Source organism: Rhodococcus sp. YH1 (genome assembly GCF_009939605.1).
In the GTDB taxonomy this organism is placed as follows: Bacteria; Actinomycetota; Actinomycetes; order Mycobacteriales; family Mycobacteriaceae; genus Rhodococcus; species Rhodococcus aetherivorans.
On sequence record NZ_WVTE01000108.1, the window covers coordinates 45,111 to 65,238 of the forward strand.

Annotated in this window: 20 protein-coding genes; 13 read left to right on the forward strand and 7 right to left on the reverse strand. The window is 70.4% G+C overall.

Annotation, left to right across the window (positions count from 1 at the left end):
* Positions 1-16: 16 nt before the first annotated feature.
* Positions 17-976 carry a hypothetical protein gene (locus tag AIIKEEIJ_RS10130; RefSeq protein ID WP_161995575.1) on the reverse strand — a complete coding sequence of 320 codons (960 nt, stop codon included), beginning with the start codon at positions 974-976 and terminating at the stop codon, positions 17-19.
* 165 nt (positions 977-1,141) lie between these two features.
* The gene (locus tag AIIKEEIJ_RS10135) at positions 1,142-2,179 is read right to left on the reverse strand and encodes an LLM class F420-dependent oxidoreductase (protein ID WP_161995576.1); all 1,038 of its coding nucleotides are present in this window, start codon (positions 2,177-2,179) and stop codon (positions 1,142-1,144) included.
* Positions 2,180-2,269: 90 nt separating this feature from the next.
* Here AIIKEEIJ_RS10135 and AIIKEEIJ_RS10140 point away from each other — a divergent pair, with 90 nt between their 5' ends.
* Genes AIIKEEIJ_RS10140 through AIIKEEIJ_RS10165 form a run of 6 tightly spaced genes read left to right on the forward strand, consistent with a single transcriptional unit; the run spans position 2,270 to position 7,427 of the window.
* Positions 2,270-3,247, forward strand: coding sequence for a Zn-ribbon domain-containing OB-fold protein (locus AIIKEEIJ_RS10140; RefSeq protein ID WP_006937828.1), 978 nt, complete (start codon positions 2,270-2,272; stop codon positions 3,245-3,247).
* Positions 3,248-3,263: 16 nt separating this feature from the next.
* Positions 3,264-4,325, forward strand: coding sequence for a thiolase domain-containing protein (locus AIIKEEIJ_RS10145; RefSeq protein ID WP_006937826.1), 1,062 nt, complete (start codon positions 3,264-3,266; stop codon positions 4,323-4,325).
* A 1-nt stretch (position 4,326) separates the two neighbouring features.
* Entirely contained in the window at positions 4,327-5,502 is a 1,176-nt protein-coding gene (locus AIIKEEIJ_RS10150; protein ID WP_161995577.1) for a thiolase domain-containing protein, read from the forward strand.
* Positions 5,503-5,514: 12 nt separating this feature from the next.
* On the forward strand, positions 5,515-6,393 hold the full coding sequence (locus AIIKEEIJ_RS10155; protein ID WP_050036270.1) for a TIGR03619 family F420-dependent LLM class oxidoreductase: 879 nt from the start codon (positions 5,515-5,517) through the stop codon (positions 6,391-6,393).
* Positions 6,390-6,818: a nuclear transport factor 2 family protein gene (locus AIIKEEIJ_RS10160; RefSeq protein WP_161995578.1), complete on the forward strand. Its 429-nt coding sequence runs from the start codon at positions 6,390-6,392 to the stop codon at positions 6,816-6,818. Before AIIKEEIJ_RS10155 ends, AIIKEEIJ_RS10160 begins: the two co-directional genes overlap by 4 nt.
* A gap of 9 nt (positions 6,819-6,827) precedes the next feature.
* Positions 6,828-7,427, forward strand: a complete 600-nt coding sequence (locus tag AIIKEEIJ_RS10165; protein ID WP_161995579.1) for an NTP transferase domain-containing protein — start codon at positions 6,828-6,830, stop codon at positions 7,425-7,427.
* On the opposite strand, the gene AIIKEEIJ_RS10170 is transcribed toward AIIKEEIJ_RS10165, so the two are convergent.
* The 3 genes from AIIKEEIJ_RS10170 to AIIKEEIJ_RS10180 form a co-directional block, all read right to left on the reverse strand.
* On the reverse strand, positions 7,408-8,844 hold the full coding sequence (locus AIIKEEIJ_RS10170) for an MFS transporter (protein WP_029541013.1): 1,437 nt from the start codon (positions 8,842-8,844) through the stop codon (positions 7,408-7,410). The two genes, AIIKEEIJ_RS10165 and AIIKEEIJ_RS10170, sit on opposite strands and share 20 nt — an antisense overlap.
* Positions 8,845-8,941: 97 nt before the next feature.
* Positions 8,942-10,513 carry an FAD-binding protein gene (locus AIIKEEIJ_RS10175; protein ID WP_161995580.1) on the reverse strand — a complete coding sequence of 524 codons (1,572 nt, stop codon included), beginning with the start codon at positions 10,511-10,513 and terminating at the stop codon, positions 8,942-8,944.
* Between the two features lie 344 nt (positions 10,514-10,857).
* A complete protein-coding gene (locus AIIKEEIJ_RS10180; protein ID WP_029541008.1) occupies positions 10,858-12,111 on the reverse strand; it encodes a cytochrome P450 in 1,254 nt (417 codons plus the stop codon).
* A 182-nt stretch (positions 12,112-12,293) separates the two neighbouring features.
* On the opposite strand from AIIKEEIJ_RS10180, the gene AIIKEEIJ_RS10185 reads away from it, so the two are divergent.
* From AIIKEEIJ_RS10185 to AIIKEEIJ_RS10195, 3 genes are all read left to right on the forward strand, one after another.
* On the forward strand, positions 12,294-13,457 hold the full coding sequence (locus tag AIIKEEIJ_RS10185) for a steroid 3-ketoacyl-CoA thiolase (protein ID WP_006937810.1): 1,164 nt from the start codon (positions 12,294-12,296) through the stop codon (positions 13,455-13,457).
* A gap of 1 nt (position 13,458) precedes the next feature.
* Positions 13,459-13,932, forward strand: coding sequence for a nitroreductase family deazaflavin-dependent oxidoreductase (locus tag AIIKEEIJ_RS10190; RefSeq protein WP_006937809.1), 474 nt, complete (start codon positions 13,459-13,461; stop codon positions 13,930-13,932).
* A 79-nt stretch (positions 13,933-14,011) separates the two neighbouring features.
* Complete coding sequence (locus AIIKEEIJ_RS10195) at positions 14,012-14,671, forward strand: GNAT family N-acetyltransferase (RefSeq protein ID WP_029541002.1); 660 nt, start codon at positions 14,012-14,014, stop codon at positions 14,669-14,671.
* Positions 14,672-14,741: 70 nt separating this feature from the next.
* Here the strand turns inward: AIIKEEIJ_RS10195 and AIIKEEIJ_RS10200 are convergent, their stop codons facing one another.
* On the reverse strand, positions 14,742-15,656 hold the full coding sequence (locus AIIKEEIJ_RS10200; protein WP_050034576.1) for an SDR family oxidoreductase: 915 nt from the start codon (positions 15,654-15,656) through the stop codon (positions 14,742-14,744).
* Positions 15,657-15,805: 149 nt separating this feature from the next.
* On the opposite strand from AIIKEEIJ_RS10200, the gene echA20 reads away from it, so the two are divergent.
* Genes echA20 through AIIKEEIJ_RS10220 form a run of 4 tightly spaced genes read left to right on the forward strand, consistent with a single transcriptional unit; the run spans position 15,806 to position 19,338 of the window.
* The gene (gene echA20 / locus AIIKEEIJ_RS10205) at positions 15,806-16,567 is read left to right on the forward strand and encodes a (7aS)-7a-methyl-1,5-dioxo-2,3,5,6,7,7a-hexahydro-1H-indene-carboxyl-CoA hydrolase (RefSeq protein WP_065923051.1); all 762 of its coding nucleotides are present in this window, start codon (positions 15,806-15,808) and stop codon (positions 16,565-16,567) included.
* Positions 16,568-16,586: 19 nt separating this feature from the next.
* Positions 16,587-17,468, forward strand: a complete 882-nt coding sequence (ipdA, locus tag AIIKEEIJ_RS10210) for a cholesterol ring-cleaving hydrolase subunit IpdA (protein WP_185713882.1) — start codon at positions 16,587-16,589, stop codon at positions 17,466-17,468.
* Entirely contained in the window at positions 17,465-18,241 is a 777-nt protein-coding gene (gene ipdB / locus AIIKEEIJ_RS10215) for a cholesterol ring-cleaving hydrolase subunit IpdB (protein WP_006937804.1), read from the forward strand. Before ipdA ends, ipdB begins: the two co-directional genes overlap by 4 nt.
* A complete protein-coding gene (locus tag AIIKEEIJ_RS10220) occupies positions 18,238-19,338 on the forward strand; it encodes an NAD(P)H-dependent flavin oxidoreductase (RefSeq protein ID WP_006937803.1) in 1,101 nt (366 codons plus the stop codon). Before ipdB ends, AIIKEEIJ_RS10220 begins: the two co-directional genes overlap by 4 nt.
* Here AIIKEEIJ_RS10220 and AIIKEEIJ_RS10225 read toward each other — a convergent pair.
* Positions 19,299-20,128: NAD(P)H-binding protein (locus tag AIIKEEIJ_RS10225; RefSeq protein ID WP_238406287.1), on the reverse strand; the 830-nt coding region annotated here is incomplete at its 5' end. The two genes, AIIKEEIJ_RS10220 and AIIKEEIJ_RS10225, sit on opposite strands and share 40 nt — an antisense overlap.

Here is a 20,128-nt window from a genome sequence, read left to right on the forward strand (position 1 = left end):
GGTATGGTCCATTCGCTCAGCCCGGTACCACCGTCCGTAGTCGCACGTCGGGCCGCGGCCGAGAGGCCGCGAGCTCGTAGTGCCGGCGCAGGTCGTCGACGACACGCCTCGGTGACCGCTCCACCGCACTCGGGATCGTCGGCAGCACGATGATGCCCGCGTTCTGCATGCGGGTCCGGCGCTCGATCGTGTCCTTGTACGCCTTGGGCGACAGGTGCCACGCGAGGGAGTCGATGTCCCAGGCCATCGCGACGTCGTCGATCCAGCCGTCAGGTCGTGCGATGAACCCGCCCCGGGAGTCGAGAACATCGCGGTTGAACACCATCTCGGGCAGACCGCTGCGTTCCCACAGCTCCCGGGCCTTCGCCTCCGCCACCGAGTGGACGTTGGCATCCACCTCCCGGAGCACCCGCCGCGGCAGAGCCGAACCCCGCCCGCTCCCCTCCGCCAGTTCCTCCTGCAGCGCTGCCACCGACACCGCTCCACGCTGGACGGCCGAGGCGATCAACGACCGCGTCGCATCGAGAGTGGTGCACCGGCGCGCGGCGTCGAGCAGGGCACGTTCGATGGGAGCACACCGGATGCCATTACGTATCAAAGGGTCCGGAATTCGGGTTGTCCGCTCGACGAGGACGAATCCGGCCGACTGCACGCGACGATTCGCCGGGAGCAGCACGTGGACGTCGTATTGTTCTCCCGCCAGTCCATGTTCTCCGAGCGCCGATCGTCCGGTGAGTACGGCGTCGTCGCCGACGTACTTCATGGCCGCGATCGTGCGTTGCCGGGCCGACGCCGGTCCGTTTCCGAGCATCACGATGCCCGGCAGCAGCCGTTGCCAGGGACCACCCGGACGGCACCGCTCGTGAATTGCCGACCCCGACACTCCGACACGACGAAGCACGGCGTCGCGAACCACACCGCTGTCGCCCAGCCGGCCCAGTGCCTCCGGATCCCCCGCCCACTCACCCCTTCTCATGGACCTACAGTGCGCCGCTCGATCGGATTCGTGTGGCCGCGGAGCGTGCATTCGTCGAATCTGTGGAGCAACTCGCCGACTGTGGACAACCTCCCCACCGAGCGAATGTGGCATCCCGTCGATCTGAGGAGGTGAACGATACATTCGCTCGGGGGAAGCGGGCGCCTACCGCAGCACGACGTCCGCCAGGGAGCGCACGTGCTCGGCGTCGCGGCAGCTGACGAGCAGCATCGTCACACCGGCGTCGGACCAGCGCTTCACGCCGGCGCGCACCTCGTCGCGGTCGCCGATGATCATCGTCTCGGTGACCATCTCGTCGGGAATCGCGGCGGCGGCCTCGTCCTTGCGGCCCGCGCGGAACAGGGCGGTCACCTCGTCGACCACGTCACCGTAGCCCATGCGCCGGTACACCTGGGCATGGAAGTTGAGTTCGGGGGTGCCCATGCCTCCGACGTACAGGGCGGTGACGGGCTTGAGGCCGGCGATGGTCCCCGTGCGGTCGTCGGTGACGACGACCTGGCAGGTCGCGGCGATCTCGAAGTCGTCGCGGGTGCGGCGGGCGCCGGGCCGGGCAAAGCCCTCGTCGAGCCACTCGCCGTACATCGGGGCCAGGCGCGGGGAGTAGTAGATGGCGAGCCAGCCGTCGGCGATCTCGGCGGTCAGCGCGACGTTCTTGGGTCCCTCGGCGCCGATCCAGATGGGGATGTCGGCACGCAGCGGGTGCGTGATCGGCTTGAGCGGCTTGCCGAGCCCGGTGGCGCCGGGTCCGTCGTACGGCAGCGGGTAGTGCGGGCCCGGGTTGGTCACCGGCTCCCGGCGGGCCAGCACATTGCGCACGATCGAGACGTACTCGCGGGTGCGGGCGAGCGGCTTGGCGAACGGTTCGCCGTACCACCCCTCGACGACCTGCGGCCCGGACACGCCGAGCCCCAGGATGTGCCGCCCGCCGCTGAGGTGGTCGAGGGTGATCGCGTGCATGGCACAACTGGTGGGGGTGCGGCCGGAGATCTGCACGACGGACGTGCCGAGCCGCACCCGCCGCGTGCCCGAGCCCCACCACGCGAGCGGCGTGAACGCGTCCGAGCCCCACGACTCCGCGGCGAAGACCGCATCGAAACCCTCCGCCTCGGCGGCGGCGACGAGCTCGCCGGCGTTCGCGGGCGGCTGCGCCCCCCAGTAGCCGAGTTGCAGACCCAGTTTCATTGCACACCATTCCTTTCGGGGCGGACCGGGGACACCGCTGCTCGGACGGTACCCTTGCCACCGTCTCTAGAACCTGTTCTACTCGAAGTTGTGAGCCTGGGAAAGAGCGCGATCGCGGAGAAGCCGCTGAGCGCACCACTGAACCTGAAGTTCGACTACACCCGATCCACGGGGCCGACCGTCGGCGCGTTCGTCACGGGCCTGCGCGACGGGCGCATCCTCGGCGCCCGCGGCTCGGACGGGCGCGTCCTCGTGCCGCCCCCGGAGTTCGACGCGGTCACCCACGAACCCCTCACCGACTTCGTCGAGGTGGGGCAGTCCGGCACGGTGCGCAGCTGGACGTGGAACCCCGAGCCGCTGCCGGGCCAGCCGTTCGACCGGCCGTTCGCGTGGGCGCTGATCCAGCTGGACGGGGCCGACACGACGCTGCTGCACGCGGTCGACGTCCCCGGTCCCGAGGACATGAGCACCGGGATGCGGGTACGCGTGCGGTGGGCCGACGACCGCGCCGGTCACATTCGTGACATCGCAGCCTTCGAACCGGGCGAGGCCGAGACCGTCACGGTCCGGACGGACGCCTCCGGCGAGCCGGTGACGATGATGATCACGCCGCTGGATCTGCACTACACGCACAGCGCGTCCTACGAGGAGTCCTACTACCTGCGCGCGCTGGCCGAGGGCAAGCTGATCGGCGGCCGCACCGGACCGGGCGGCAAGGTCTACATCCCGCCGCGCGGCGCGAACCCCACCGACGGCATCCCCACCCGGGAGCAGGTCGAGGTGTCCGACAAGGGCATCGTCACCACGTTCTGCATCGTCAACGTGCCGTTCCTCGGCCAGCAGATCACGCCGCCGTACGTCGCGGCCTACGTGCTGCTCGACGGTGCGGACATCCCGTTCCTGCACCTGATCCTCGAGTGCGACGCCGCCGACGTCCGGATGGGCATGCGGGTGGAGGCGAAGTGGCGCCCGCGCGAGGAGTGGGACTACACGCTGCGCAACATCGAGTACTTCCGGCCGACCGGCGAACCGGACGCCGACTACGAGACCTTCAAACACCACCTGTAAGGGAGCCGCGCCCACCATGACAGACATCGCAGTCGTCGGCTTCGCGCAGGCACCCCACGTGCGCGAGACCACCGGCACCACCAACGGCGTCGAAATGCTCGTCCCCTGCTTCCGGGAGCTGTACTCGAAGCTGGGAATCACCAAGTCGGACATCGGTTTCTGGTGCTCCGGTTCGTCCGATTATCTCGCGGGCCGGGCGTTCTCGTTCATCTCGGCCGTGGACGCGATCGGCGCGGTGCCGCCGATCAACGAATCCCACGTCGAGATGGACGCCGCCTGGGCGCTGTACGAGGCCTGGGTCAAGCTGATCACCGGGGAGGTCGACACCGCCCTGGTGTACGGCTTCGGCAAGTCGTCGGCCGGCACCCTGCGTCAGGTCCTCGGCCTGCAGCTCGACCCGTACCTCGTCGCCCCGCTCGGCCTCGATTCCGTGTCCCTCGCCGGGCTGCAGGCCCGGTTCGGGCTCGACGCCGGCAAGTGGACGGCGGAGGACATGGCACAGGTCGCGGTGCGCGCGCGGGCCGCCGCCAAGGACAACCCGAACGCCCAGATCAGCGGCGACTTCGACGTCGAGGAGCTGCTGGCCCGGCCCTACGTCGCCGATCCGCTGCGGGGGCACGACTGCGCGCCGGTCACCGACGGCGCCGCCGCGATCGTGCTCGCCGCCGGCGACCGGGCCCGTGAACTGTGCGAGAACCCCGCCTGGATCACGGGCATCGAGCATCGCATCGACTCGCCGAACCTCGGCGGCCGCGACCTGACGACCGCGCCGTCCGCGTCGGCCGCCGCGCGGGCCGTCACCGGCGGTGACACCGCGTTCGACGTCGCCGAACTGCACGCGCCGTTCACCCATCAGGAGCTGATCCTGCGCGAGGCCCTCGGCCTCTCCGACGCGACGGCGGTCAACCCGACCGGCGGCCCGCTCACGGGTAACCCCATGTTCTCCGGCGGCCTCGAGCGCATCGGCTGCGCCGCGCAGGCGATCATGGCCGGGCGGGCCGGGCGGGCCCTCGCACACGCGACGAGCGGTCCTGTGCTGCAACAGAATCTGGTAGCCGTTCTGGAGGGACGTAACTGACATGGCCAAGCAACTCGCGGCTGTCCTCGGCACGGGGCAGACCCACTACGTCGCCAAGCGGCACGACGTGTCCATGTCCGGCCTCGTGCGCGAGGCGATCGACCGCGCCCTGGCCGACTCGGACGTCGGCTGGGACGACATCGACGCGGTCGTGATCGGCAAGGCCCCCGACCTGTTCGAGGGCGTGATGATGCCCGAACTGACCATGGTCGACGCGATCGGCGCCACCGGCAAGCCGATGCTGCGGGTCCACACCGCCGGTTCGGTCGGCGGGTCCACCGCCAACGTCGCCGCCAGCCTCGTGCAGGCCGGCGTGCACCGGCGGGTGCTGGCCGTGGCGTGGGAGAAGCAGTCCGAGTCGAACGCGATGTGGGCGCTGTCCACCCCGGTGCCGTTCACCATGCCGGTCGGCGCCGGCGCCGGCGGCTACTTCGCCCCGCACGTGCGCTCCTACATCCGCCGATCGGGCGCACCCGAGCACATCGGCGCGATGGTCGCCGTGAAGGACCGGCTCAACGGCGCGAAGAACCCGTACGCGCACCTCAACCAGCCGAACATCACGCTCGAGTCGGTGCAGGCGTCGCAGATGCTGTGGGATCCGATCCGCTACGACGAGACGTGTCCGTCGTCGGACGGCGCGTGCGCCGTCGTGATCGGCGACGAGGACTCGGCCGCGGCGGTCGAGGCGCAGGGCCGGAGGGTCGCGTGGATCCACGCCACCGCGATGCGGACCGAGCCGACCACGTATGCGGGACGCGACCAGGTCAACCCCGAGGCAGGCCGTATGGCCGCGGCGGCGCTGTGGCAGGCCGCGGGTATCACCGACCCGCTCACCGAGATCGACTGCGCCGAGATCTACGTCCCGTTCTCGTGGTTCGAGCCGATGTGGCTCGAGAACCTCGGCTTCACCCCGGAGGGCTCCGGTTGGAAGCTCACCGAGGCCGGGGAGACGGCCATCGGCGGTCAGCTGCCGGTCAACATGTCCGGCGGTGTGCTGTCCTCCAACCCGATCGGCGCCTCCGGCATGATCCGGTTCGCCGAGGCCGCGATGCAGGTGATGCAGCGCGCCGGGGAGCATCAGGTCGACGGCGCACGCAAGGCACTCGGGCACGCGTACGGCGGTGGCTCGCAGTACTTCTCGATGTGGGTCGTCGGCTCGGACCGACCGGAAAGATAGGCACGGACCGTGGTGGACTTCACCGTCGGCGTCGCGATGACGCCCCTCGACCAGCTCACCGGCCTCGCCCGCACCGCCGAGGAGTGCGGGTTCCGGTCGATCGCGCTGCCCGACTCCCTGTTCTACATGGAGAAGCAGACCGTCGACTACCCGTACACCCCCGACGGGTCGCGGATGTGGACCGAGGACACGCCCTGGGCGGACCCACTGATCGCCGCGGCCGCGATGGGGGCGGTCACGTCGACACTCCGGTTCTACACCCAGGTCCTCAAGCTCGGCTCGCGCAACCCGGTGCTGCTGGCGCGCCAGGTCGGCTCGGTGGCCAACCTCACCGGTAACCGCTTCGGCTTCGGAGTGGGAATCGGCTGGGCCCCGGAGGAGTTCGAGTGGTGCGGGGTGCCGTACGCGCGGCGCGGCAAGCGGGTGGACGAGATGATCGACGTCATCAAGCTCATCCTCGGCGGCGGCATGGTCGAGCACCACGGCGAATTCTTCGACTTCGACCGGCTGCAGATGAGCCCCGCCCCCACCGAACCCGTGCCGTTCTACATCGGCGGCCACACCGACGTGGCGCTGCGCCGGGCGGCGCGCGTGGGCGACGGCTGGACCTCGGCGATGATCCGGTTCGACGACCTCGTGCAGGTGATCGCCCGGCTGCGGGAGCTGCGCGCCGAACACGGCCGCGCCGACGATCCGTTCGAGATCCAGGCGGTGTGCGTGGACCGGTTCGGCCGTGCCGGGTACGCCGAGCTCGAGGATGCCGGCGTCACCGACATCATCGTGGTGCCGTGGATCTTCGACGGGCACGGCTTCGACAGTCCCCTCGAGGCGAAGCAGGAGTCCCTGCACCGTTTCGCCGACAGGTACATCCACGGAAAGGCATCGGCATGAGCGAGGAACACCCGGCCCGGGTCGCCGCGCGGGCGTCGCAGGCGGCGGCAAGCGGTAAACGCAAGGACGAGTGGCTCGCGTTGTTCGCCGAGAACGGTGTCGTCGAGGACCCGGTCGGTCCGTCCGGATTCGATCCGGAGGGCAAGGGCCATCACGGCCGCGAGGCGATCTCGCGGTTCTACGACATGACCATCGCGAACACCGACAAGCTCGAGTTCCTCGTCGACGACGTGCTGGTGTGCGGCGACGAGTGCGTCAACATCGGCACCATCCGCACGACCCTCGGCGGCAACGTGATCGACGCCGAGGGCGTGTTCGTCTACCGCGTGGACGACGACGGCCGGATCGCGTCGCTGCGCGCCTTCTGGGAGGTCGAACGGGCCATGGCGACGGTTCGTCCCGCAACCGAGGAAGCACGCGGCTAGAGTCCGGCCATGACCGTCGCCGGGATCGTCCTCGCGGCAGGGGGCGGCACGCGGCTGGGCGGGCGCGCGAAAGCGCTGCTCCCCCACCGCGGCCGCCCCCTGTTGCACACCGTGGTGGCCGCGCTCGCCGACGGCGGCTGCGACGAGGTCACGGTGGTCGCCGGCGCCTACGCCGACGACGTCGTCGCCGCGTGTCCGCCCGGCGTCCGCTCCGTCGTCAATCCGCGCTGGGCCGAGGGGATGTCGACGTCGCTGCGGTGCGGGGTGGACGCCACGACCGGCCACGACGTGATCGCGCTGACGGTCGTCGACTTCCCCGGCATCACCGCCGAACTCGTCCGCACCGTACTCCTCGCGCACCGCCCGGGCACGATCACCCTGCCGGTGTTCGGGGACCGCCCCGGGCATCCCGTGGTGTTCGACCGCCGCGACGCCGAGGCGGCGGCCCGCGAGGCCGTCGGCGACGAGGGAGCCCGGCGATTCCTCACCCGCAACCGCGACCGGGTGCGACGGCTGGACTGCACGCGCCTCGCCGATCCCGGGGACATCGACGTCCCCGACGATCTGACGCTGCTGGACGGGCCGGGAATCACGCCCGCCGATACCTGATCGCCGAACCCAGCCCGATCGTCACGGCGCAGGAGAGGACCAGCATCGCGCAGACGGCACCGAGCGCGGCCACTGTCGGCGTCGCCGTCCCGGGCAGCACCAGGGACGCGAGCAGGAGCGAGGCGAGCGAGGTGCCCACCGCCGACGCCGCGGTGCGCAGCACCGTCTGGCTGCCGGCCATCTCGCTGGTGTTGTGCTCCGGGACGGACTCGACGAGCAGGTTCGGCAGCGCCGTGTACGCGAACGCCGTCGCCACCGACACGGCCACGACCAGCAGCGTCATTCCGATCACCGATGCGCGGAAGAAGAAGAACCCGGCACACGCGACGAGGAACATCACGCTGCCTAGCAGCAACGACGTCCGCGCCCCTACGGCGGCGGCGATCCTGCCCGCGACCGGGGTGAATGCCATGCCGATCATCGCGCCGACGAACGACAGCGTTCCGGCGTAGGTCGGCGAGAGTCCCAGGCCGAACGGCGCGGTGGCCGGGCTCTGCATGATGATCGGGATGATCATCGTCCCGACGCCGATCGGTCCGACGCCGAGTGCGACCCCGGCGAGCATCGTCAGGGCGACGTTGCGCTCGGCGAGCAGGCGCAGGTTCACGATCGGAGACGTCCGGCCCAGTTCCCACCACACCCAGCAGGCGAACACCGCGGCGCCGAGGACGATCGGACCCAGCACGCGGGCGTCGCTCCAGCCCCAGGAGCGGCTCTGGGTCAGACCGAACAGGACGGACGCCACCGACACCGCCAGGCCGACCGCGCCGACGACGTCGATCGGTTGCCGCCGAGCGGTGCGGCGCCGCCACGGCAGCACGGCCTCGACCAGGAAGAGACAGACGAGCGCGTAGCCGGCGGCGACGACGAAGATGTACCGCCAGTCGCCCAGGTCGATGAGGACGCCGGCGACCAGCAGGGAGGCCGCGCCGGCCGCGACGGCCGACCCGGAGATCAGCGCGACCGCCATGGGGACGCGCTCGGCCGGCAGGTGTTCGCGGGCCAGGCCGATGCACAGCGGCAGGATCGCTCCGGCCACACCCTGGATCGCCCGGCCGGCGATGATGGCCTCGAGGGTCCCGAACGCCATGCTGACGACGGAGCCGGTGGCAGCGCAGGCCAGCACGAACATCAGCACCCGTTCGCGGCCGTACATGTCGCCGAGCCGGCCGCACACCGCCGCCGAGGCCGCCGCCACCAGCAGGAACGCCGTCACGGTCCATCCGACCGCGGAGGCGTCCGCCTCGAAGACCCGGGCGAACGTCGGCAGCGCCGCGTACATCATCGACGTCTCGAATGCGCTGATGACTTCGACGGCGATGAGAATGGCCACCACCGCCCCCACGGGTCGGGTCCGCTCGTAGCGGCGTTCGGCGCGGGTCGAGGGTGCCCGTTCGGGTGCCAACGATGTGCTCATGAAAACTCCTACGGTTCGTCGATGTGAACCGTACGGACGAAGTGCTCCGAGTGTGACGCAGGACCCACTGAGCGGGACCGGACGAGTCGCGGCGTTCCTATGCTCCGGCCATGTGCCGGACCGCCAGGTGGGCGAACAACGCGCTGGTGCCGATCGGGTTGCCACCGCCGGGATAGACGGTGCCGCTCGGGGCGGCCATCGTGTTGCCCGCCGCGTACAGCCCGGCGATGGGCGTCCCGGCGCCGTCGAGCACGCGGCCGACCGTGTCGGTGCGCAAGCCGCCCTTGGTGCCGAGGTCCGAGATGCCGAACTGCGCGGCGTGGAACGGGCCCTTCTCGATCGGGACCAGCGCCGAACCGCCGCCGGTGAACGCCACGTCGTAGGGCTCGTCCCCGCGGCCGAAGTCCTCGTCGACGCCGGTGGCGGCGAGGCGGTTGAACCGCGCGACGGTCGCCTCGAGCGCCTCGGCCGGCACCCCGATCAGGTCGGCGAGTTCGGCGAGCGTGTCGGCGGTCTTCCACAGTCCCGCCGCCTCGTACTTCTCGGTCGCCACGAGCGGCACGTTCGTCGCCGCGATCGGCGGCACGACGCCGCCCCGGTCGTCGTAGATCATCCAGAACGGCAGCGTCATCTCACCCTTGTCCATCCGGGCGATGATGTCGCGGCCGAGCCGGTCGTAGGGCGCGTACTCGTTGGTGAAGCGGTTGCCGTCCTGGTCGACGAAGATGCCGCCGGTGAAGCACAGCGCGAAGGCCGAGCGCCCGTCGGGGTGGGTCAGCCCCGGCGACCACCACGCCTCGCTCATCAGGTCGACGTCGGCACCGATCGCGATGGCCGCCTGGTGGGCCTTGCCGAGGTTGGACCACGGCCCCATCGAATCGCGGGCCGCGCCGGGGACGCCGTACTGCGCGCGCATCTCGTCGTTGTGGTCGAATCCGCCGGCGGCGAGCACGACGCCCTTGCGGGCCCGCACCGCCCGCCGCTGGTCGCCGTGGGAGACGATCGCGCCGACCACGGCGCCGTCCTCGACGACGAGTTCCTCGAGCGGAGTGTTCCGGTGCAGCTGCACGTTCGGGTACTTGCGCATGGCGAGCAGGAACCGGCCGATAAGGGCGCGCCCGCCGATCAGGATGTCCGGCAACGGATCCCCGTTGCGCTCGCGACCCAGCGGCCCGCGGACGGACTGGTTGAGTTCGGGATCGTCCGAGATCGGCCGCGGCGTCGGCGCGATGTGACGGCCCTTCGCGCTGGCCTTGGGAGCCTTGCCGAAGTAGTCCGGCCAGGGGTAGGCCGTGAACTCGATGTCCTCGTCGGCCTCGAGATAGTCGATCAGGGGAGCACCGCCGCGCACGTAGGCGTCCTGCAGGTCGCGGGGGGTGCGGTCGCCGACGACCGCGTGATAGTAGGTCAGGGCGTCGTCGATGGTGTCGTCGTCACCGGCACGTCGCAGCACCGCGTTGGTGGGGAACCAGACCCCGCCGCCGCCGGAATATGCGGTGGTGCCGCCGAAGTACTCGGAGGCCTCGACCAGGACGACGGACAGTCCCTCGCGGGCAGCGGTGTAGGCGCCACAGCAGCCGCCGGCGCCCGATCCGACGACGAGGACGTCGCATTCTTCCGCCCATTCCACCATGTTCGATGCCTTTCGCCGATTCCGTTCCAGGAGCACGTGACACTATTTCCGCAACCGCGGCGCGCGGGAGGAGACGTCTCACTGGGTGGAACAACAGGCACGGCCCCTGCTGCGCGGGTTCTCTCGGGGCTCGGCGCCGAGTCCCGCTGTTCGGCCCGCGCAGGCCGGACCCGGCACGGCGGCGGTCGCGCAAACAGGTCCCGGCCAGTAGGACCGAAAGCCGGGGGCGCCTCGGCGGCCGAATACTGTGGGCGAGCACCCCGCCCTCACCCCCAATTTCGGCGGGGTGCACCCATGCCGCCGGCTCCCGCAGCCCCGCTCACACGGAAAGCGCGGCGGCGCCGGGGGATTCCCGATCTCTCGGCGCCGCCCCACCCGGGTCAGTGCTCGACCGGGCAGCCGCCCTGCGTCTTGTAGTCCACCCGGAACTCCTTGATGCCGTTGAGCCAGCCGGAGCGCAGCCGCTTCGGATCGGCGACCTTGGTGATGTCGGGCATGTAGTCGGCGATCGCATTGAACACGAGGTCGATCTCCATCCGCGCCAGGTTCGCGCCGAGGCAGTAGTGCGCACCGGTACCGCCGAAAGCGAGGTGCGGGTTGGGATCTCGCAGGACATCGAAGGTGCGGGGGTTCTCGAACACCTCTTCGTCGTTGTTCGCCGACGCGTACAGCATCACGACGCGGTCGCCCTTGCGGATCGTCCGGCCGCCGAGCTCGGTGTCCTCGAGCGCGGTGCGCTGGAACGACGTGACCGGCGTGGCCCAGCGGATGATCTCGTCGGCCGCGGTCTTCGGCCGGTCCCGCTTGAAGATCTCCCACTGCTCCGGGTTGTCGAGGAACGCCGCCATCCCGTGCGTGATCGCGTTGCGGGTGGTCTCGTTGCCGGCGACGGCGAGCACGATGAAGAAGAAGCCGAATTCCTCGGGCGAGAGCTCGTCACCGTCGATGTCGGCCTCGATCAGGGTGGTGACGATGTCGTCGGCCGGGCACTCCTTGCGGGCGGCGGCCATCTGGTACGCGTAGCCGAGGACCTCCATCGACGCGGCCGCCGGGTCGGCGGTGTTGTCCGGGTCGTCGTAGCCGGTCATCTGATTCGACCACTCGAAGATCTTGTCGCGGTCCTCCTGCGGGACGCCGATGAGTTCGGCGATGGCCTGCAGCGGCAGCTCCGCGGCGACCTGAGTGACGAAGTCGCCCCCGCCGGCCCGGCAGGCCTCCTCGACGATCTTCTTCGCGCGGGCGTTCAGCTCGTCGCGAAGGCCGTTGATCGCGCGCGGGGTGAAACCGCGGGCGACGAGCTTGCGCAGCTTGGTGTGCTCGGGCGCGTCCTTGTTGAGCAGGACGTGGCGCTGCAGTTCGATGGCCTCGCGCGGGATGTCGTCGTTGAACCGCGGGATCGCGGTGTTCTCCCAGTTGGAGAACACGTCGCTCCGGCGGGAGACCTCACGGACCTCCTCGTGCCGGGACACGACCCAGAATCCCTCGTCGTGGAATCCGCCGACGTCCGGGGATTTCTTGTTCCACCAGACGGGGGCCGTCCTACGCAGCTCGGCGAACTCCTCGAACGGCATCCGCTCGGCGTAGAGATCCGGATCGGTGAAGTCGATGTCTTCGGGGATGTTGGGCTGCGCCACTGAATTCTCTCCTGCCCTGACGAGTGCACCGTGTCGTGATGTGGAACACGTTCTAAAAGCATTCAAGCACAGGGCGGCCCGCAGGCCAAGGAATCGCCAAGTCCCGATCATTCGGACCCCGCCTTGTCTGCCCCGGAAACCTGTTCTACTTTGCGAGGACAAGGACCAGAAAGGAGCCCACCGTGGGCACACCAGTCATCGTCGAGGCGGCACGCACCCCGATCGGCAAGCGCGGCGGCTGGCTCGCCGGCCTGCATGCGGCCGAGCTTCTCGGGGCCGCACAGAGCGGACTGATCGAGCGCGCGGGCCTCGATCCCGCCCTCGTCGAGCAGGTGATCGGCGGGTGTGTCACCCAGGCCGGCGCGCAGTCCAACAACATCACCCGCACCGCGTGGCTGCACGCCGGCCTGCCGTGGCAGGTCGGCGCCACCACGGTCGACTGCCAGTGCGGGTCGGCCCAGCAGGCCAACCACCTGATCGCCGGACTCATCGCCACCGGCGCCATCGACGTCGGCATCGCCTGCGGCATCGAGGCGATGTCGCAGGTGCCGCTCGGCGCGAACGTCGGCGAACTCGCCGGCCCGCGGCGGCCCGAGTCGTGGAACATCGACCTGCCCAACCAGTTCGAGGCGGCCGAGCGCATCGCCCGCCGTCGCGGCATCACCCGCGAGGACGTCGACGCGCTCGGCGTCCGGTCGCAGGCGCTGGCCAAGCAGGCGTGGGACGAGGGCCGCTTCGACCGCGAGGTGCTGCCCGTCGTCGCGCCCGTCGTCGACAAGGAGGGCACCCTCACCGGCGAGAAGCAGACCGTCGCCCGCGACCAGGGCCTGCGCGAGACGACCACGGAATCGCTCGCGAAGCTGAAGCCGGTCCTCGAGGGCGGCATCCACACCGCCGGCACCTCGTCGCAGATCTCCGACGGCGCTGCTGCGGTGCTGCTCATGGACTCCGACCGCGCCGCGGCGCTCGGCCTGAAGCCGCGGGCCCGGATCGTCTCGCAGGCCCTCGTCGGCGCCGAGCCCGAGTTCCATCTCGACGGCCCGGTGCAGGCGACGAGCCGCGTCCTCGAGAAGTCCGGCATGACGATCGGCGACCTGGATCTGTTCGAGGTCAACGAGGCGTTCGCGTCGGTGCTGCTGTCGTGGGCGCGGGTGCACGAGCCCGACATGGACAAGGTCAACGTGAACGGCGGCGCGATCGCGCTCGGCCACCCCGTCGGCTCGACCGGCTCGCGGCTGATCACCACCGCGCTGCACGAGCTCGAGCGGCGCGACGGCGCCACCGCGCTGATCACCATGTGCGCGGGCGGCGCGCTGGCCACCGGCACGATCATCGAGCGGATCTGACATGAACGGGCCCGCCGCGCCGAAGGGTCTCGACTCGAAGTGGACCGTGCCGATCATCAAGTGGATGTCGCGCGCCAACGTGGCGGCCTATCAGGCCACCGGCGGCCGGATCGGGGGAAAGTGGCGGGTGGGCAGCGCCTTTCCGTGGGGCATCCCCGTCTGCCTGCTGACCACCACGGGCCGGAAGACGGGACGGCCGCGGACCGTTCCGCTGCTGTTCCTCGAGGACGACGAGCGGGTGGTGCTCGTCGCGTCCCAGGGCGGCCTGCCCGAGCACCCGCTGTGGTTCCGCAACATCCAGGCCGATCCGCGGGTGACCGTGCAGGTGAAGTCCCGGGTGCGGCAGATGACGGCACGGGCGGCGACGCCCGAGGAGCGGTCGCACTACTGGCCGCGGCTGGTGGCAATGTACGCGGATTTCGACAATTATCAGTCCTGGACGGATCGGGTCATCCCGGTGGTGGTGTGCGAGTGACCCTCGCGGGAGCCGGCACGACCGGGCACGAACCAGTGGGGTGCCCGGTCGAGCTGCTCTCGAGAAGGGATGTCACCCGATGACAACCGCGAACCACGATCAGGTACTCGACAAGCGGGAGATCGCGGCGGCACTGCTGCGCGCGCTCGAACGCCGGCACGAGGTCCTCGATGCCATCGTCGAGAGCAACGACAGGGCCGAGGCCGTCGCGACCGTCGCGCGGCTGCTCGACACGGACGAGTTCTGCGCCGAAGCGGTGCTCAACCTTCCGTTCCGGCGGCTGACCAAGGCGGAGCGCAAGAAGATCCGGGAGGAGCTCGACGACCTCGACGCGGTGCTCAAGTGGACGCCCGCCGAGCGTCCCTACGCCACCGGCGCCCATTTCCGGCTGCGTCAGTTCAGCGACAGCGAGCCGGACCGCGAGCTGTTCCGCGTCCGGTGCGAGGAGCAGCTCGGCGACGCGGGTGCAGCGCGGGTGGAACAGGAGCGCGCCGCCGGCCTGTCGCGCATCGACGACGAGTCCGCGGTGTGGCTGGTCGCCGAGGACCTGTCCGGCACCGAACCCAAGCCGGTCGGCTTCGCGTTCGGCGAGCTGCAGGGCCATGAGGTCGACGTCGCGATCTGGGTTCACCCCGAGCTGCGCAAGCAGGGCTACGGCACCGCGACCCTCAAGCACGCCCGCACCGAGCTGGCCGCGTACTTCCCCGGCACCACCATCATCGTCCGCTCGCCCGCGTAGGCGGCTGCGCCGCCGGTGCGTCCTTCGGGTCGTTCCCACCGCCCAAAGGACGCACCGGCAGCTTCGCTGCCTACGCCCCGTAGACGGGGGTGGGGGGCTCGCTGCGCGCGATCAGCTTCTCCACCACCGGGCCGAGTTCCTTCGGATCCCAGCGCTCGCCCTTGTCGATCGCCTCACCGTGCCGCCAGCCGTCGGCGACGGAAACCCTGCCGCCCTCCACCTCGAAGACCCGGCCCGTGACGTCCTTCGACTCGGCGCTGCCGAGCCACACCACCAGCGGTGAGACGTTTTCCGGGGCCATCGCGTCGAAGCCCTGTTCCGGGGCGGCCATCGACTCGGCCATCGCGCCCCCCGCGCCCACGGTCATGCGGGTCCGGGCGGCCGGCGCGATCGCGTTGACGGTGACGCCGTACCGGGCGAACTCGGCGGCCGCCTGGATCGTGAGGGCCGCGATCCCGGCCTTCGCCGCGGCATAGTTGCCCTGGCCGATGCTGCCCATCAGGCCGGCGCCCGAGCTGGTGTTGACGATCCGCGCGTCGACCGGGTTGCCGGCCTTTGCCTCCCCGCGCCAGTACGCCATCGCGTGCCGCATCGGGGCGAAGTGACCCTTGAGGTGCACCCGGATCACGGCGTCCCACTCCTCCTCGCTCATGTTGGCGAGCATGCGGTCCCGCAGGAATCCCGCATTGTTGACCAGGACGTCGAGCCGTCCGAAGGTGTCCAGGGCCGTCTTCACCAGGTTCTCCGCGCCGGTCCAGTCGGCCACGTCGTCGCCGTTGACGACGGCCTCGCCGCCCGCCGCCCGGATCTCCGCGACGACCTGCTCGGCGGGGCTCTCCCCCGTCGCGGAACCGTCCGCTCCGGCCCCGATGTCGTTGACCACGACCTTCGCGCCCTCGGCCGCGAAGGCCAGCGCGTGGGCCCGCCCGATGCCGCGCCCCGCGCCGGTGACGATCACGACGCGCCCGTTGACCAGTCCACTCACTTGTCTTCTCCTCGAATAGATGTCGTTGTCGGGGAATCCGGGCGACATACTCGCCCCGCCTCCACGATTCCGCTCCCTGGGGTCTGCGCCCCGCATGTGCTAACTTACCAAGCAATCGCTTGGTTCGGTACAGACGTTAGGAACCTGCCATGGGCATCACCTCGACCACCGACGGCGCGGGCATCACCACGGTCACCGTCGACTACCCGCCTGTGAACGCCATCCCCTCCCAGGGCTGGTTCGAACTGGCCGACGCGGTCCTCACCGCGGGCAAGGATCCGGCCACGCACGTGGTGATCCTGCGCGCGGAGGGCCGCGGCTTCAATGCCGGCGTCGACATCAAGGAGATGCAGGCCACCGACGGCCACGGCGCCCTCATCGCCGCCAACCGGGGCTGCGCCGCCGCCTTCGGCGCCGTCTACGACTGCGCCGTCCCCGTCGTGGTCGCCGTGAACGGCTTCTGCGTCGGCGGCGGCATCGGCCTGGTCGGCAACGCCGACGTCATCGTCGCCTCCGACGACGCCGTCTTCGGCCTGCCCGAGGTGGATCGCGGCGCTCTCGGCGCCGCCACGCACCTGGCCCGGCTGGTGCCGCAGCACATGATGCGCACCCTCTACTACACGGCGCAGAACGTCACGGCCCAGCAGCTCGAGCACTTCGGCTCGGTGTACAAGGTCGTCCCGCGCGCCGACCTCGACGCCACCGCCCGCGAGATCGCCGAGAAGATCGCGGCGAAGGACACCCGCGTCATCCGGTGCGCCAAGGAAGCCATCAACGGCATCGACCCGGTGAACGTGAAGGAAAGCTACCGCTTCGAGCAGGGCTTCACCTTCGAACTCAACCTCGCCGGCATCGCGGACGAGCACCGCGACGAGTTCGTCGCCACCGGCAAACCGCGCGCCAACCACTGACCAGGAGACGAGAAACACCATGCGTGACAAGAGGATGTCGCTCGACGACGTGGTCGGCGAGCTGCGCAGCGGCATGACGATCGGCATCGGCGGCTGGGGGTCGCGGCGCAAGCCGATGGCGCTCGTCCGCGCGATCCTGCGCTCGGACGTGAAGGACCTGACCGTCGTGACCTACGGCGGCCCGGACCTGGGGCTGCTGTGCTCGGCCGGGAAGGTGAAGAAGGCGTACTACGGGTTCGTCTCCCTCGACTCGGCCCCCTTCTACGACCCGTGGTTCGCCAAGGCGCGCACGAACGGGGAGATCGTCGCGCGGGAGATGGACGAGGGCATGGTCAAGTGCGGCCTCGAGGCGGCCGCCGCCCGGTTGCCGTTCCTGCCGATCCGGGCGGGACTCGGTTCCGCCGTCCCGGACTTCTGGGAGGGTGAATTGCGGACCGTCACCTCCCCGTACCCCGACGCGTCCGGCACGCCCGAGACACTGATCGCGATGCCGGCACTGAATCTCGATGCCGCCCTGGTACATCTGAACATCGGCGACGCGCACGGCAACGCCGCCTACACCGGCGTCGACCCCTACTTCGACGACCTGTACTGCCTGGCGGCGGAGAAGCGGTACGTCTCGGTCGAGCGCATCGTCGAGACCGAGGAACTCGTCAAGTCCGTTCCGCTGCAGTCGATCATCCTCAACCGCCTGATGGTCGACGGGGTCGTGGAGGCACCGGACGGCGCCCACTTCACCCTCGCCGGCGACAGCTACGGCCGCGACGAGAAATTCCAGCGCCACTACGCCGAGGCCGCGAAGGACCCGCAGACCTGGCAGGCGTTCGTCGACCGGTTCCTCTCCGGCAGCGAGGACGACTACCGAGCCGCCGTCAAGACTTTCACCGAGGAGCAGGCATGACCGACACGACCACCCCGGCGACGACGGGCACGGTGACCCGGGCCGAGTACTGCGCCATCGCATGCGCCGAGATCTTCGCCGGGGCAGGCGAAATCATGGCCAGCCCGATGGCGACGCTGCCGCTGATCGGCGCCCGCCTCGCCCGGCTGACCACCGAACCGGACCTGCTCATCACCGACGGGGAGGCGCTGATCCTCGCGGACACTCCCGCACTCGGAGCGAAGGGCCCGATCGAGGGCTGGATGCCGTTCCGCAAGGTGTTCGACGTCGTCGCCTCCGGCCGCCGCCACGTGGTGATGGGCGCCAACCAGATCGACCGGCACGGCAACCAGAATCTCTCCGCGTTCGGCCCGCTGCAGCACCCCACCCGGCAGATGTTCGGCGTGCGGGGCGCCCCCGGCAACACCATCAACCACCCGACGAGCTACTGGGTCGGCAAGCACAACACGCGCGCGTTCTGCGACAAGGTCGACATCGTCTCGGGCGTCGGCTACGACAGGGTGGACCCGGCCAACCCGGCCTTCAAGTACCTGCACCTGCACCGGGTGGTCACCAATCTCGGGTCGTTCGACTTCGGCGGTCCCGGCCACACGATGCGGGCACTGGCCCTGCACCCGGGGGTCACGGCGGAGCAGGTCGCGGAGAACACCTCCTTCGAGGTGGCCGGCCTCGACGAGGCGGGCGTGACCCGCGAGCCCACCGCCGAGGAGCTGCGCCTGATCCGCGAGGTCCTCGATCCGCGCGGCCTGCGGGATCGGGAGGTGGCGGTATGAGCCCGCGCCTGACGACGGCACTGACCGACCTCGTCGGCATCGAGCACCCGATCGTCCAGACGGGGATGGGCTGGGTGTCCGGCCCGCGCCTGACCGCGGCGACCTCCAACGCGGGCGGTCTCGGCATCCTGGCCTCGGCGACGATGACGTACGAGGAACTCGAGGCCGCCGTCGCGAAGACGAAGGCGGCGACGGACAAGCCCTTCGGCGTGAACATCCGGGCCGACGCGTCGGACGCCGCCCAGCGCATCGACCTGCTCATCCGTGAGAACGTCAAGGTCGCGTCCTTCGCCCTCGCGCCCAGGAAGGAACTGATCGCCAAGCTCAAGGACCACGGCATCGTGGTGATCCCGTCCATCGGCGCCGCGAAGCACGCGGTGAAGGTCGCCTCGTGGGGGGCCGACGCGGTGATCGTGCAAGGCGGCGAGGGCGGTGGGCACACCGGGCCGGTGGCCACGACGCTGCTGCTGCCGAGCGTGCTCGACGCCGTCGACATCCCGGTCGTCGCGGCCGGCGGATTCTTCGACGGGCGCGGGCTCGCCGCGGCGCTCGCCTACGGGGCGGCCGGCGTCGCCATGGGCACCCGGTTCCTGCTCACCAGCGACAGCGCCGTGCCCGACTCGGTGAAGCAGGAGTACCTGAGGCGGGGCCTGCAGGACACCACGGTCTCCCTCAAGGTCGACGGCATGCCGCACCGTGTGCTCAACACCGACCTCGTCGACAGCCTCGAGCGCGGCAGCTACGCGAAAGGCCTGGTCGCCGCCGCGAGGAACGCGGCGAAGTTCAAGGCCATGACCGGGATGAAGTGGTCGACGCTCGTCAAGGACGGCATCGCGATGAAGCGGGCGAGCGACCGCACGTGGCAGCAGATCATCATGGCGGCCAACACCCCCATGCTGCTCAAGGCCGGGCTCGTGGAGGGCAACACCGACGCCGGTGTGCTGGCCTCCGGGCAGGTCGTCGGCATGCTCGACGACCTGCCGAGCTGCCGGGAGCTGATCGACCGGATCGTCGCCGAGGCCGTGGAGCGGATCGACGCAGTGGCCGCGCTGCGCGGTCAGGCCCAGGCCCCGCGTTCCGCCGCGGCGCGCACGTAGGTCTCGAAGGACACGGGCGGCCGGCCCGCCACCTCGGCGACAACGTCGTTCGGGGTCGCGTCGCCGGTCGCCCGCAGGGCCTCGAATGCCTCGATCTCGGCGAGCACCTGCGCCCGGTCCAGGCCGAGGCCGGTCATCGTCTCGAGGTAGGCGTCCGGCTCACCGCGGTAACGGACCTTGCGCCCCGATGCGCAGGCGATCACGGCCGCGGCCTCGCCGAACGACAGCGCGTCCGGCCCGCTCAGCTCGTAGGTCCGGCCGGCGTGGCCGTCCCCGGTGAGCGCGGCGACGGCGACGGCGGCGATGTCCCCGGCGTCGTTGAACGCCTGACGCATGTCACCCAGGGGCAGGACGATCTCGCCCGCGAGCACGGCAGCGCGCAGGAAACCCTCGTCGAAGTTCTGGTCGAACCAGTCGGGGCGCACCACGGTCCACTCCGCGCCGGACGACGTGACGGCACGCTCGGCGGCCAGCAGCCGCTCATCGCCCATCACGTCGACCGCCTTGCTCGACAGCAGGACGAACCGCGAAACCCCCTCGGCGACAGCCATATCGACGAATCCGTCCGCGACCGGCACGCCGTCGGGCGCCATGACGAACACCGCTCCGGCACCGGACACCGCGGGTTTCCAGGTGTGCGGATCGAACCAGTCGAACGGCACGTCGCCCGAGCGGGAGCCGGCACGGACCGCGTGCCCGCGTTCGCGCAACTGCCGGGTGACCCGTCGCCCGACGGTGCCCGTGGAACCGAGAACCAACACCGGTCGTTCGTCCATGCCGGCATCCTGAC

Coding starts and splice junctions, on each gene's coding strand:
- AIIKEEIJ_RS10220 (WP_006937803.1), top strand. CDS start 18,238: ATGAGCCCGCGCCTGACGACGGCACTGACCGACCTCGTCGGCATCGAG.
- AIIKEEIJ_RS10170 (WP_029541013.1), bottom strand. CDS start 8,844: ATGAGCACATCGTTGGCACCCGAACGGGCACCCTCGACCCGCGCCGAA.
- AIIKEEIJ_RS10150 (WP_161995577.1), top strand. CDS start 4,327: ATGGCCAAGCAACTCGCGGCTGTCCTCGGCACGGGGCAGACCCACTAC.
- AIIKEEIJ_RS10195 (WP_029541002.1), top strand. CDS start 14,012: ATGACAACCGCGAACCACGATCAGGTACTCGACAAGCGGGAGATCGCG.
- AIIKEEIJ_RS10130 (WP_161995575.1), bottom strand. CDS start 976: ATGAGAAGGGGTGAGTGGGCGGGGGATCCGGAGGCACTGGGCCGGCTG.
- echA20 (WP_065923051.1), top strand. CDS start 15,806: ATGGGCATCACCTCGACCACCGACGGCGCGGGCATCACCACGGTCACC.
- AIIKEEIJ_RS10145 (WP_006937826.1), top strand. CDS start 3,264: ATGACAGACATCGCAGTCGTCGGCTTCGCGCAGGCACCCCACGTGCGC.
- AIIKEEIJ_RS10160 (WP_161995578.1), top strand. CDS start 6,390: ATGAGCGAGGAACACCCGGCCCGGGTCGCCGCGCGGGCGTCGCAGGCG.
- ipdB (WP_006937804.1), top strand. CDS start 17,465: ATGACCGACACGACCACCCCGGCGACGACGGGCACGGTGACCCGGGCC.
- ipdA (WP_185713882.1), top strand. CDS start 16,587: ATGCGTGACAAGAGGATGTCGCTCGACGACGTGGTCGGCGAGCTGCGC.
- AIIKEEIJ_RS10135 (WP_161995576.1), bottom strand. CDS start 2,179: ATGAAACTGGGTCTGCAACTCGGCTACTGGGGGGCGCAGCCGCCCGCG.
- AIIKEEIJ_RS10190 (WP_006937809.1), top strand. CDS start 13,459: ATGAACGGGCCCGCCGCGCCGAAGGGTCTCGACTCGAAGTGGACCGTG.
- AIIKEEIJ_RS10165 (WP_161995579.1), top strand. CDS start 6,828: ATGACCGTCGCCGGGATCGTCCTCGCGGCAGGGGGCGGCACGCGGCTG.